General features: G+C 70.1%; 12 protein-coding genes. 4 read left to right on the top strand and 8 right to left on the bottom strand.

What is annotated here, in order from left to right; genetic code table 11:
- Position 1: 1 nt before the first annotated feature.
- From BG418_RS13485 to coxB, 3 genes are read right to left on the bottom strand one after another with little or no spacing between them, the layout of a single operon-like run.
- Entirely contained in the window at positions 2 to 400 is a 399-nt protein-coding gene (locus BG418_RS13485) for a cytochrome c oxidase subunit 4 (RefSeq protein WP_188274055.1), read from the bottom strand.
- Entirely contained in the window at positions 397 to 2,133 is a 1,737-nt protein-coding gene (gene ctaD, locus BG418_RS13480; RefSeq protein ID WP_188274054.1) for a cytochrome c oxidase subunit I, read from the bottom strand. Before ctaD ends, BG418_RS13485 begins: the two co-directional genes overlap by 4 nt.
- A complete protein-coding gene (gene coxB, locus BG418_RS13475; protein WP_188274053.1) occupies positions 2,130 to 3,101 on the bottom strand; it encodes a cytochrome c oxidase subunit II in 972 nt (323 codons plus the stop codon). Before coxB ends, ctaD begins: the two co-directional genes overlap by 4 nt.
- 324 nt (positions 3,102 to 3,425) lie before the next feature.
- On the opposite strand from coxB, the gene BG418_RS13470 reads away from it, so the two are divergent.
- On the top strand, positions 3,426 to 4,808 hold the full coding sequence (locus BG418_RS13470) for a cysteine desulfurase/sulfurtransferase TusA family protein (RefSeq protein ID WP_188274052.1): 1,383 nt from the start codon (positions 3,426 to 3,428) through the stop codon (positions 4,806 to 4,808).
- A gap of 151 nt (positions 4,809 to 4,959) precedes the next feature.
- Here BG418_RS13470 and BG418_RS13465 read toward each other — a convergent pair whose 3' ends face one another.
- Positions 4,960 to 5,934 carry a carbohydrate kinase family protein gene (locus BG418_RS13465; protein WP_188274051.1) on the bottom strand — a complete coding sequence of 325 codons (975 nt, stop codon included), beginning with the start codon at positions 5,932 to 5,934 and terminating at the stop codon, positions 4,960 to 4,962.
- A 131-nt stretch (positions 5,935 to 6,065) separates the two neighbouring features.
- Here BG418_RS13465 and BG418_RS13460 point away from each other — a divergent pair, with 131 nt between their 5' ends.
- Positions 6,066 to 6,272, top strand: coding sequence for a hypothetical protein (locus tag BG418_RS13460; RefSeq protein WP_223184790.1), 207 nt, complete (start codon positions 6,066 to 6,068; stop codon positions 6,270 to 6,272).
- A gap of 128 nt (positions 6,273 to 6,400) precedes the next feature.
- Positions 6,401 to 7,927, top strand: coding sequence for a hypothetical protein (locus BG418_RS13455; RefSeq protein WP_188274050.1), 1,527 nt, complete (start codon positions 6,401 to 6,403; stop codon positions 7,925 to 7,927).
- An 84-nt stretch (positions 7,928 to 8,011) separates the two neighbouring features.
- Here BG418_RS13455 and BG418_RS13450 read toward each other — a convergent pair whose 3' ends face one another.
- The gene (locus tag BG418_RS13450) at positions 8,012 to 8,368 is read right to left on the bottom strand and encodes an iron-sulfur cluster assembly accessory protein (RefSeq protein ID WP_101387995.1); all 357 of its coding nucleotides are present in this window, start codon (positions 8,366 to 8,368) and stop codon (positions 8,012 to 8,014) included.
- A 264-nt stretch (positions 8,369 to 8,632) separates the two neighbouring features.
- On the opposite strand from BG418_RS13450, the gene nadA reads away from it, so the two are divergent.
- Complete coding sequence (nadA, locus tag BG418_RS13445; RefSeq protein ID WP_188274049.1) at positions 8,633 to 9,820, top strand: quinolinate synthase NadA; 1,188 nt, start codon at positions 8,633 to 8,635, stop codon at positions 9,818 to 9,820.
- A 113-nt stretch (positions 9,821 to 9,933) separates the two neighbouring features.
- On the opposite strand, the gene BG418_RS13440 is transcribed toward nadA, so the two are convergent.
- The 3 genes from BG418_RS13440 to BG418_RS13430 form a co-directional block, all read right to left on the bottom strand.
- Positions 9,934 to 10,623: a response regulator transcription factor gene (locus BG418_RS13440; protein WP_188274048.1), complete on the bottom strand. Its 690-nt coding sequence runs from the start codon at positions 10,621 to 10,623 to the stop codon at positions 9,934 to 9,936.
- Positions 10,620 to 11,879, bottom strand: coding sequence for a sensor histidine kinase (locus BG418_RS13435; protein WP_188274481.1), 1,260 nt, complete (start codon positions 11,877 to 11,879; stop codon positions 10,620 to 10,622). Before BG418_RS13435 ends, BG418_RS13440 begins: the two co-directional genes overlap by 4 nt.
- A gap of 73 nt (positions 11,880 to 11,952) precedes the next feature.
- Positions 11,953 to 12,231: a PspA-associated protein PspAA gene (locus BG418_RS13430; protein ID WP_188274047.1), complete on the bottom strand. Its 279-nt coding sequence runs from the start codon at positions 12,229 to 12,231 to the stop codon at positions 11,953 to 11,955.
- Positions 12,232 to 12,239: the final 8 nt, after the last annotated feature.

Genomic DNA, 12,239 nt, shown 5'->3' with positions numbered 1-12,239 from the left:
ACTACTGGTTCTGGTTCTCACCGCGGTAGTACTCGAACACCCAGCCGTAGATGCCGACCACGATCAGCGGCGCCGAGAAGTACAGCAGCCACCAGCCCATCGCGATGGCGAGGAAGGCGAGCGCGCCACCCACCGCCAGCGAGAGCGGCTGCCAGCTGTGCGGGGAGAAGAATCCCAGCTCACCGGCGTCGTCCGCGACATCGGCCTCCTTGTCGTCCTGCGCGCCCGCGTCGACCCGCCGGGCCGTGAAGGCCAGGTAGAAGCCGATCATCACGCTCAGGCCGAAGGCCATCACGAGAGCGGTCGCACCGGCCGGCTCCTTCGACCACACGCCGTACACGACGGCCATGATCAGGATGAAGACGGAGAGCCAGAGGAACATCTTGCCCTGGATCTTCACTTGCCCGCCTCCTTGCCGCCGGCGAGGGCCTTGTCGCCGTGACCGTGGTTCTCGAGCTGGTCGAGAGCCGCGATCTCCGGGTGGTGCAGGTCGAACGCCGGGGATTCGGAGCGAATACGCGGCAGGGTGAGGAAGTTGTGCCGCGGCGGCGGGCACGACGTCGCCCATTCGAGCGAACGGCCGTAGCCCCACGGGTCGTCGACCTCGATCTTCTTGCCGTACTTGGCGGTCTTCCAGACGTTGTACAGGAACGGCAGGATCGACAGGCCGAGCAGGAAGGAGCTGATGGTCGAGATCGTGTTCAGCGCGGTGAAGCCGTCGGCGGCGAGGTAGTCCGCGTAACGACGCGGCATGCCCTCGGCACCGAGCCAGTGCTGCACCAGGAACGTGCCGTGGAAGCCCACGAACAGCGTCCAGAAGGTGATCTTGCCCAGGCGCTCGTCCAGCATCTTGCCGGTGAACTTCGGCCACCAGAAGTGGAATCCGGAGAACATCGCGAACACCACGGTGCCGAAGATGACGTAGTGGAAGTGCGCGACCACGAAGTACGAGTCGGAGACGTGGAAGTCCATCGGCGGCGAGGCCAGGATGACGCCGGTCAGACCACCGAAGGTGAAGGTGATCAGGAAGCCGACGGCCCAGAGCATCGGTGTCTCGAAGGACAGTGAGCCCTTCCACATCGTGCCGATCCAGTTGAAGAACTTCACGCCTGTTGGCACGGCGATGAGGAACGTCATGAAGGAGAAGAACGGCAGGAGCACGCCACCGGTGACGTACATGTGGTGCGCCCACACGGTCACGGAGAGACCGGCGATGGCGATCGTCGCGCCGACCAGGCCCATGTAGCCGAACATCGGCTTTCTGGAGAACACCGGGATGACTTCGGAAATGATTCCGAAGAACGGCAAGGCGATGATGTACACCTCTGGATGGCCGAAGAACCAGAAGAGGTGTTGCCACAGTAGTGCGCCGCCGTTTTGGGCGTCGAACACATGGGCACCGAACTTGCGGTCCGCCTCCAGGGCGAACAGCGCGGCGGCCAGCACCGGGAACGCCAGCAGGACCAGCACACCGGTCAGCAGGACGTTCCACACGAAGATCGGCATACGGAACATCGTCATGCCGGGCGCGCGCATGCAGATGATCGTGGTGATGAAGTTGACCGAGCCGAGGATCGTGCCGAAGCCGGAGAAGGCCAGACCCATGATCCACATGTCGGCGCCGACGCCCGGCGAGCGGACCGCGTCCGACAGCGGGGAGTAGGCGAACCAGCCGAAGTCGGCCGCACCCTGCGGGGTGAGGAAGCCACCGACCGCGATGGTCGAGCCGAACAGGTAGAGCCAGTAGGCGAACATGTTCAGCCGCGGGAACGCCACGTCGGGCGCGCCGATCTGCAGCGGCATGATCCAGTTCGCGAATCCGGCGAACAGCGGCGTCGCGAACATCAGCAGCATGATCGTGCCGTGCATCGTGAACGCCTGGTTGAACTGCTCGTTCGACATGATCTGCGTGCCGGGACGGGCGAGTTCGGCGCGCATGAGGAGCGCCATCACACCGCCGATGCAGAAGAACACGAACGACGTGACCAGATACATCGTGCCGATCGTCTTGTGGTCAGTGGTGGTCAGCCACTTCACGACGACGCTTCCCGGCTTCTTGCGCCGGACCGGCAGCTCGTTCTCGTACGAGTCGTCTGCTGCCGCGGCACCCTGAGATTCGTTGAGGATGCTCACAGTTTGTTCGTCTCCGCGTTCTTGGCGGGGTCGGTCTGAGCGATGCCGGCCGGCACGTAGCCGGTCTGGCCCTTCGCCGCCAGCTCCTTGAGGTGCTGCTGGTAGCGCTCCGGGGAGACGACCTTCACGTTGAAGAGCATCCGGGAGTGGTCGACACCGCACAGCTCGGCGCACTTGCCGAGGAAGGTGCCCTCCTGGGTCGGGGTCACCTCGAAGGAGTTGGTGTGCCCCGGAATGACGTCCTGCTTCATCAGGAAGGGGACCACCCAGAAGGAGTGGATGACGTCACGGGACGTCAGCACGAAGCGGACCTTCTCGCCCTTGGGCAGCCACAGCGTGGGCCCGGGGTTTCCGGTCTGCGGGTTCCGCGTGCCGGGGATGCCGACGTCGTAGACGCCTTCGGCGCCGGCCGGGAAGTCCTTGGTGAAGCGGTCCGGAATGGCGGACAGCTCCTTGGACTTCGCGGCGTCGCCCGTGGCCGGGTTGCCGTCCACGTCCTCGACGTAGTTGAAGCCCCAGCTCCACTGGTAGCCGACCACGTTGACCGTGTGCGCCGGCTTCGGGGAGAGAGCAAGGAGCTTCGACTCATCACGCGCGGTGAAGTAGAAGAGCACCGAGACGATGATGAGGGGGACGACCGTGTACAGCGCCTCGATGGGCATGTTGTACCGGGTCTGCGGAGGTACCTCGACCTTGGTGCGGCTGCGCCTGTGGAAGATGACACTCCACAGGATCAGGCCCCAGACCAGCACGCCCGTGGCGAGCGCGGCCGCCCACGAACCCTGCCAGAGGGAGAGGATCCGCGGAGCCTCTTCCGTCACCGGGGTGGGCATACCGAGGCGAGGGAAGTCTTTCCAGTTGTACGAGCAACCGGAGGCGGTAGCCAGGACCAGGCCCGCGGTCAGCACCTGCAGCAGCTTCCGCCGCATCGGGCGCCGCGACGAGCGGTCGGAGCCGTTGGGACTCACGTAGCGCCTTCCCGAGAGTCTCGCCCGCGCCGGCCGGCTACGGCCGTCCGTCTCGCTGGTCGGTCGCCGCCCTGGCCGCGGGCAGGGGTTTGGATGTTTATGCGGACCAAACCCTACTGGACGCTATTTGGGGTCGCGCGGGGAGGGTGCCCAACGCGCCGCCCGGGCCCCCGAAGGGGTGGAATACGGGCCTCCGGGCGGGTATCTGACGGGTGTTTGCGTGCCCCAAAGGGGCGCGGGGAACTGCGCGACCAGCCCACGACGGCCCGCAGTCGACCAACGGCCGCTCCCAGCGGAGGATCCCGCCGGGGTTAGCGTGACCGGGTGCCCTACTTTGACGCTGCATCCGCAGCTCCGCTGCACAACGTGGCCCGTCAGGCCCTGCTGGCCGCCCTGGACGAGGGCTGGGCCGATCCGGCCCGGCTCTACCGGGAGGGGCGCCGGGCCCGGCTGTTGCTCGACGCCGCCCGGGAGGCCGCCGCCGAGGCCGTCGGCTGCCGTCCGGACGAGCTCGTGTTCACCCCTTCGGGAACACGCGCGGTGCACGCCGGAATTTACGGAAGCCTTGCCGGGCTCCGGCGTGTCGGCCGCCATCTGGTGGTGTCGGCGGTCGAGCACTCCTCCGTACTGCACGCGGGCGAGGCCCTGGAGGCGGACGGCGGGTCGATCACCGAGGTCCCGGTCGACCGGAGCGGGGCGGTGTCCCCCGGCGCGTACGCCGCCGCCCTGCGCCCCGACACCGCGCTCGCGTGCCTCCAGTCCGCCAACCACGAGGTGGGCACGGTCCAGCCGGTGGCCGAGGTCGCCGAGGCGTGCCGGGCGGCCGGGGTGCCGCTCCTGGTGGACGCGGCCCAGTCGCTGGGCTGGGGCCCGGTGGACGCGGGCTGGTCGCTGCTCGCCGCGAGCGCGCACAAGTGGGGCGGTCCGGCGGGGGTCGGGCTCCTCGCGGTCCGCAAGGGCGTCCGGTTCGCCCCGCAAGGCCCCTCCGACGAGCGCGAGTCGGGCCGGGCGCCCGGCTTCGAGAACATCCCGGCGATCGTGGCGGCCGCGGCGTCGCTGCGGGCGGTCCGGGCGGAGGCGGCGGCCGAGTCGGTACGGCTGCGGGCGCTGGTCGACCGGATCCGCGCGCGGGTGCCGCAGCTCGTCCCGGACGTGGAGGTGGTCGGCGACCCGGTGCGGCGGCTGCCGCATCTGGTCACCTTCTCCTGTCTCTATGTCGACGGAGAGACGCTGCTGCACGAGCTGAACCGGGTGGATTTCTCCGTTTCCTCCGGTTCGTCGTGCACGAGCAGCACGCTGACGCCCAGCCATGTGCTGCGGGCGATGGGGGTGCTGAGCGAGGGGAACGTACGGGTGTCGCTGCCGACGGGGACGGCGGAGGCGGACGTGGACCGGTTCCTGGAGGTGCTGCCGGGGGTGGTCGCGTCCGTACGCGAGAAGTTGGGTGCGCCGGTGTCGTCCCCGGCCCCCGCGGCCCCGTCCGGCGATCTCACCGTGGACGCGCTCGGTCGGCGCTGCCCCATTCCGGTGATCGAGCTGGCGAAGGTGATCGGCGACGTGCCGGTCGGCGGGACCGTCACGGTCCTGGCCGACGACGAGGCGGCCCGGCTCGACATCCCGGCGTGGTGCGAGATGCGGGGGCAGGAGTACGTGGGGGAAGAGGCGCGGGAGCGGGGGGCTGCCTACGTGGTGCGGCGGGTGAGCTGAACGCAAGGCCGCCGGGGCGCAGGGGGAAGCGCAGCCCGGCGGAAACGGGGGTGCCGCGTGCCCACCCTCCCCCAAGCTCTTAAGGAGCAGGGGGGACCCCCAGCCCCAGCGGCACGCATGCCCACAGCGGCGGGGAGGGTGGGTGGGTGGACTACGACAGATGCGCGCGGACTTCCGCCGCTGCCTCGTCGCCGTACGCCTTGGTGAAGCGGTCCATGAAGTGGGCGCGGCGGAGCTGGTACTCCTGGGTGCCGAGGGTCTCGATCACCAGCGTCGCCAGCATGCAGCCGACCTGCGCGGCGCGCTCGTGGCCGACGCCCCAGGACAGGCCGGACAGGAAGCCCGCGCGGAACGCGTCGCCCACGCCCGTCGGGTCGACCTTCGCGTCCTCCTCCGGGCAGCCGACCTCGATCGGGTCGGCCCCGACCTGCTCGATGCGGACGCCGCGCGAGCCGAGCGTGGTGACCCGGTAGTCGACCTTGGCCAGGATCTCGGCGTCGCTCCAGCCGGTCTTGGTCTCGATGAGCCCCTTCTCGTACTCGTTCGAGAAGAGGTAGGTCGCGCCTTCGAGCAGCGTCTGGATGTCGTCGCCGGACATCCGGGCGATCTGCTGGGAGAAGTCGGCCGCGAACGGGATCGCGCGGGCCTTGCACTCCTCGGTGTGGCGCAGCATCGCCTCGGGGTCGTCCGCGCCGATGAGGACCAGGTCGAGGCCGCCCACGCGCTCGGCCACCGAGTGGAGCTCGATCTGGCGGGCCTCGCTCATCGCGCCCGTGTAGAAGGAGCCGATCTGGTTGTGGTCGGCGTCCGTGGTGCAGACGAACCGGGCGGTGTGCAGGACCTCGGAGATCCGCACCGAGTCGGTGTCCACCCCGTGGCGGTCCAGCCAGGCCCGGTACTCGTCGAAGTCGGAGCCCGCGGCGCCGACCAGGATCGGACGGCCGCCGAGCTGACCCATGCCGAAGCAGATGTTCGGGCCGACGCCGCCACGGCGTACGTCGAGGTTGTCGACCAGGAACGAGAGGGAGACCGTGTGCAGCTGATCGGCGACCAGCTGGTCGGCGAATCGGCCGGGGAAGGTCATGAGGTGGTCGGTGGCGATGGAGCCGGTGACAGCGATACGCACGGCTAGGACACTCCTGCGTGGAGGACTGTTGACAGTTAACGCTACCGGGTCGCGCGGGCTCCCCTGAAGTGCGGAAACTACCCAATAGTAGGTCTTTTTTCGCATGGTTCCTGATGCGTACGGTGCGGAATATGGAAACCATGAAGCGCACCGGGGATGTCCTGTCCATCGAGCCGGGCCTCGCGGAGCTGCGCGGCGACTGCGCGCGGATGGCGCCGCACTGGGTGGTCCCGGCGGCGGCCGCGCCCGCTCCGGTTCCGCCGTCCCTGATCCACGGGGTGTCGGTGCCGTCGGACTCGGTCCGGCTCATTTCCGGTATGTCCGAGTACGGGGACTGAGCCGGGCGATCGCCGAGGCGGTCGGGTCAGTCGGGCAGCGCGCGAAGGGAACCGTGCGCTCCCCCGCTCCGTCCAAGGCGTGTCCCCCGTAAAGGGGATGCGGGATACGACTGGACAGGAGCGATGCGGTGAGCAGCGAGCACACGCAGGAAGAGTCGCGTCAGCGGCGGACGCGACGATCCCCCTTCGTCCTCGCCTCCGTCGCGGCCGCGGTGCTGGTCGCGGGCGGCGGCGGGGCGTACTGGGCGTCCACCGCCTCGGGCGGCTCGTCCGCCGACGACAAGGCGGCCGGGGCGGGCGCGGGCTCCACCCCGCCGCCGCTGGCACTGGACAGCGGCAGCGGCGGCGGGCCGGGCATCGCCCCCGGCGAGCCCGACCCCAACGGGGTGATCTACCGCGCCGAGGGCAAGCTCCCGGACGGCCCCGCCAAGGCGGCGGTGTACCGGGCGGGCGGCACGGTCGGCGAGGCCGAGGTGGCCAGGCTGGCGAAGGCGCTGGGGGTGGACGGCACTCCGCGCCTGGAAGGCGGGGTCTGGCAGACCGGGGTGGTCAAGGACGGCTCCGGACCGGTCCTGACGGTCAATCAGAAGGCCCCGGGTTCCTGGACGTTCCACCGGTACGGCAGCGGCGGCTCGGACAACTGCCCCAAGGGCATGATGTGTCCGCTGCACACCACCGGCGCGGACTCCGGCTCCGCCGTCCCGGGCGGCCCGCCGGTGAGCGAGCAGGCCGCGGAGAAGGCGGCCGCGCCCGTGCTGAAGGCGCTGGGCGAGGACGACGCCAAGCTGAACGCGACCCAGCTGATGGGCGCGGTCCGGGTGGTCAACGCGGATCCGGTGATCGGCGGGCTGCCCACGTACGGCTGGACGACCGGCGTCCAGGTCGGCCCCGACGGCCAAGTGGTCGGCGGCAGCGGCCAGTTGAAGACTCCGCAGAAGGGCGCCACGTACCCCGTACTGAGCGCCGAGGACACCCTGAAGCAGCTCAACGGCTCGGGCGGCGCACGCCCGGCCAGCAAGGACTGCACGGGGCCGGTGCCGCTCGGGGACCAGAGCCAGGGCGAGCCCACCAAGGGCAAGCTCCCGAGCGACCCGCAGCGCAAGCTGCCGAGCGACCCGCAGGGCCCCATGCGGCCGTGCAAGCAGCCCACGCCCTCGACGGTGACCGTCGACAAGGCGGTGTTCGGGCTCGCCGCGCAGTACGTGGACGGGCAGCAGACGCTCGTACCGTCGTGGCTGTTCGAGGTGAAGCCGACCGGCGCTGCCCAGCCGGTCACGATCACGGCCGCGGCGGTGGCCCCGCAGTACGTGGTCAAGCCGCCGGCGCCGCCGTCCGGGACCGGCACGACCGTGCCCGTGCCGCCGTCCGGGCACCCGTCACCGGCCGGGCATCAGGCGCTGGTGTCGTACGCGATCGGCGAGGACGGGAAGACGCTGACCGTCAGCTTCTGGGGCGGGGTGTGCGACACGTACGCGGCGACCGCCGACGAGAGCGGCCAGGACGTGCGCGTGCGGGTGGGCGTGGCGCACCACGACCCCAAGAAGATCTGCGTGATGCTCGCCAAGAAGGAGAGCGTCACCGTGGCGCTGCACCAGACGCTGGGGGCGCGTCAGGTCGTGGACGCGGACACCGGGCAGGCGCTGCCGAAGGGCTGAGCGCCGACGTGGAGAACGCAGATGGGCGGGGCCCCCGGAGGAATCCGGGGGCCCCGCCCATCTCACGCAGGGTGTACGGCGCTCTTAGCTGAAGGAGTCGCCGCAGGCGCAGGAGCCCGTCGCGTTCGGGTTGTCGATCGTGAAGCCCTGCTTCTCGATGGTGTCCACGAAGTCGATCGAGGCGCCGCCGAGGTACGGGGCGCTCATGCGGTCGGTGACGACCTTGACGCCGCCGAAGTCCTTGACGACATCGCCGTCGAGCGAGCGCTCGTCGAAGAAGAGCTGGTAGCGCAGGCCGGAGCAGCCGCCGGGCTGGACCGCGACGCGCAGCGCCAGGTCTTCCCGGCCTTCCTGGTCAAGGAGGGCCTTGACCTTGGCCGCAGCGGCGTCGGACAGGAGGATGCCGTCGCTCACAGTGGTGGTCTCGTCCGATACGGACATCTGCTTCTCTCCCGGGTTGTACGGAGACTGCTTGCCGACCGGTGAAACCGGCGGTGCCCCGGATTCATTCCGGGCCATGCGTGTGTCTTGGCTCCCCTTCATGCTCGCATACCCGGCGACCGGCCGGAAAAGACCTGTGGACAACGTCGGAAAGGGGATGTGTCACATAGACGCTATGGCCATCGTCAAACTGACGTGAAGCGGTTATGATAGATAGCGTCATTTAGACGAAAACTCGTCTGCGGAACAGAAAGGGTGCGTGACGTGACCACCGCCCAGACCAGTGTGGACCTCGACGTCCAGCCGTCGCCGCTCGCTCTGCTGCTGCTCGGCCGCGAGGCCGACCCCAAGAGCGAGCGCGGTGTGGAGTGCCCCGGCGACCTGCCGTCCCCCTCCGACCCCGACCTCGTGGCGCGCGCCCGAGCGGCCAAGGAGAAGCTCGGGGACAAGGTCTTCGTGCTCGGCCACCACTACCAGCGCGACGAGGTCATCCAGTTCGCCGACGTCACCGGTGACTCCTTCAAGCTGGCACGGGACGCCGCCGCGAAGCCGGAGGCGGAGTACATCGTCTTCTGCGGTGTGCACTTCATGGCCGAGTCGGCGGACATCCTGACCGGCGACGACCAGAAGGTCGTGCTGCCGGACCTGGCCGCGGGCTGCTCGATGGCCGACATGGCCACCGCCGAGCAGGTCGCCGAGTGCTGGGACGTGCTGACCGAGGCCGGGATCGCCGAGCAGGTCGTGCCCGTCTCGTACATGAACTCCTCGGCCGACATCAAGGCGTTCACGGGCAAGCACGGCGGCACGATCTGCACCTCGTCCAACGCCAAGAAGGCCCTTGAGTGGGCGTTCGAGCAGGGCGAGAAGGTGCTCTTCCTGCCGGACCAGCACCTGGGCCGCAACACCGCCGTCCGCGACATGGGGATGTCGCTCGACGACTGCGTGCTCTACAACCCGCACAAGCCCAACGGCGGCCTCACCGTCGAGCAGCTGCGCGACGCCAAGATGATCCTGTGGCGCGGCCACTGCTCGGTGCACGGCCGGTTCTCGGTGGAGTCGGTGAACGACGTGCGCGAGCGGATCCTGGGCGTGAACGTCCTGGTGCACCCCGAGTGCCGCCACGAGGTCGTGGCCGCGGCCGACTACGTGGGCTCGACGGAGTACATCATCAAGGCCCTGGAAGCCGCGCCGCGCGGCTCCAAGTGGGCGATCGGTACGGAGCTGAACCTGGTCCGTCGTCTGGCGAATCGATTCGCCGCGGAGGACAAGGAGATCGTCTTCCTCGACAAGACGGTCTGCTTCTGCTCGACCATGAACCGGATCGACCTGCCGCACCTGGTGTGGGCGCTGGAGTCGCTCGCGGACGGCAAGTTGATCAACCAGATCCAGGTCGACGCGGAGACCGAGAGCTTCGCGAAGCTGGCGCTTGAGCGGATGCTGGCGTTGCCGTAGGCGCTGGTTGTTCGTCTGCGGACCGTGCTGGGTTGCTCGCGCCCACGCGGCGGAGCCGCACAATGTCACAGCCCCGCGCCCCTGGGTATTCAGGGGCGCGGGGTACCGCATGCCTACTCCACCCTTGGCCGCACCAAGCCCGACTCGTACGCGATCACCACGAGTTGGGCCCGGTCGCGGGCGCCCAGCTTCGCCATGGCCCGGTTGACGTGGGTCTTCACCGTGAGCGGGCTGACCACCAGGCGTTCGGCGATCTCGTCGTTGGAGAGGCCCGCCGCGACCTGGGTGAGGACTTCGCGCTCGCGGACCGTGAGGGCGGACAGGCGCTCGCCGTGGACGCCCGGCGGGTCGCCCGAGCCGTCCCAGGTACCGCCCTGGGCCAGGAACGTGGCGATCAGGCCCTTGGTCGCCGCAGGGGAAAGCAGGGCCTCGCCCGCCGCCGCGATACGGATGGCGTTCAGGAGCTCGTCCGGCTCGGCGCCCTTTCCGAGGAAGCCCGAGGCCCCGGCGCGCAGCGACCGCACCACGTACTCGTCGACCTCGAACGTGGTGAGCATCACCACGTGCACACCGGCGAGTTCGGGGTCCGCGCTGATCATCCGGGTGGCGGCGAGGCCGTCCGTGCCGGGCATCCGGATGTCCATCAGGACGACGTCCGCCCGGGCGGACCGGGCCACCGCGACCGCCTCGGCGCCGTCCGACGCCTCCCCGACCACCTGCATCCCCGGCTCGGAGTCGACCAGGACGCGGAACGCGGAGCGCAACAGCGCCTGGTCGTCGGCGAGTACCACCCTGATCGTCATGCGCTGCCTTCCCACGGCCCCTCGGCCGCGGTCCGGACGGCGTCGGCCGCCTTGCGGGTCCGCGCCGTACGGGCCGTGTCGGCCGTCTTGACCGGCAGTATCGCCTGGACCCGGAAGCCGCCGCCGTAGCGGGGTCCGGCGGTGAGGCGGCCGCCGAGCGCGGTGACCCGCTCGCGCATGCCGAGCAGACCGTGCCCGCCGCCGTCGCCGTCGGTGGTGCCGGTGCCGTTGTCGATGACGGTGACTTCGGCGTTCGGCCCCACCCGCACCACGCTGACCTCGGCCTTCGCGTCGGGGCCCGCGTGTTTGCGTACGTTGGTGAGCGCTTCCTGGATCACCCGGTACGCGGCGAGGTCGACGGCCGCCGGGAGTTCGGCGCGTACGGCCGCGTCGATCGGGGCGAGGTCGACCGGGAGCCCGGCGCGGCGGACCGCGTCCAGGAGGTCGTCCAGGACCGCGAGGCCCGGGGCCGGTTCGGTGGGGGCCTCCGGGTCGCCGGACTGGCGCAACAGGCCGACGGTGGCGCGCAGTTCGTTCAGCGCCGAGCGGCTGGCCTCGCGTACATGGGCGAGCGCTTCCTTGGCCTGGTCGGGGCGCTTGTCCATGACGTGGGCGGCGACCCCGGCCTGCACATTGACCAGCGCGATGTGGTGCGCGACGACGTCGTGCAGGTCGCGCGCGATGCGCAGGCGCTCCTCGGCGACCCGGCGGCGGGCCTCCTCCTCCCGGGTGCGCTCGGCGCGCTCGGCGCGCTCGCGGATCGACTCGACGATGGCCCGGCGGCTGCGCACGGCGTCGCCCGCGGTCGCGGCGAGCCCCGTCCAGGCGAGCACGCCGACGTTCTCCTGGGCGTACCAGGGCGCGTCCCCGAAGACCATGGCGGTGGTGGTGAGGATGCCCATGGTGGCGGTGCCGACGCGGTACGTGGTGGCGCGGTCGGTGTGGGCCGCGACCGTGTACAGCGCGACGACCGGGCTGATCGCGATGGGCGCGGGCGAGTTGCCCGAGAGGAGGTCGACGACGGTGACGGCGCTGGTCCAGGCGAGCACGGCCAGCGGGTTGCGACGGCGCAGGACCAGCGCGGCGGAGCCCAGCGTGACCAGCACGAGGGCGGTGGCGCTGGGGGTTCTGGTGCCGAAGACGGGGCCGTTGGAGCCGTGCGGGTCGGCGAAGGAGCCGACGATCATGCAGATGAGGACGACGGTGGCCAGGCCCGCGTCCCCTGCCAGGGGGTGGGCTCTGAGCCAGGCGTGCATACGGGCGAGCGTCACGGGTCCACGGTACGGGGCACTCCCCTGTCGGGGCCGCGCCCCGAACCCCGTACCTCGGTCAGCCCGGAATCAGGCCGTCGTCGCTCAGCATCTGGCGGACCTCGTCCAGGGACGCGTCCGGGGCCGGGAGGATCAGCTCCGAGGGCTCCAGGGCGTCGTCCGGGAGGGGTTCGCCCAGGCGGCGGACCGCGTCCAGGAGGGCGCCGAGGGTGCGGCGGAAGCCTTCCTCGTCACCCGCCTCCATCTCGGCGAGCAGTTCGTCGTCGAGCTTGTTCAGCTCGGCGAAGTGGCCGTCGGCCAGCTTCCACTGCCCCTCCCCCATGATCCGTACGATCATGGTGACTC

Origin of the sequence: Streptomyces sp. CBMA152, assembly GCF_014596475.1 — a bacterium.
GTDB lineage: Bacteria > Actinomycetota > Actinomycetes > Streptomycetales > Streptomycetaceae > Streptomyces.
This window is presented reverse-complemented; position numbering and strand designations above follow the sequence as displayed.

Excerpts from the sequence above, each read along its gene's own strand:
- BG418_RS13440 (WP_188274048.1), bottom strand. The coding sequence starts at position 10,623 with ATGACGATCAGGGTGGTACTCGCCGACGACCAGGCGCTGTTGCGCTCC.
- BG418_RS13430 (WP_188274047.1), bottom strand. The coding sequence starts at position 12,231 with ATGATCGTACGGATCATGGGGGAGGGGCAGTGGAAGCTGGCCGACGGC.
- BG418_RS13460 (WP_223184790.1), top strand. The coding sequence starts at position 6,066 with ATGGAAACCATGAAGCGCACCGGGGATGTCCTGTCCATCGAGCCGGGC.
- BG418_RS13450 (WP_101387995.1), bottom strand. The coding sequence starts at position 8,368 with ATGTCCGTATCGGACGAGACCACCACTGTGAGCGACGGCATCCTCCTG.
- BG418_RS13435 (WP_188274481.1), bottom strand. The coding sequence starts at position 11,879 with ATGCACGCCTGGCTCAGAGCCCACCCCCTGGCAGGGGACGCGGGCCTG.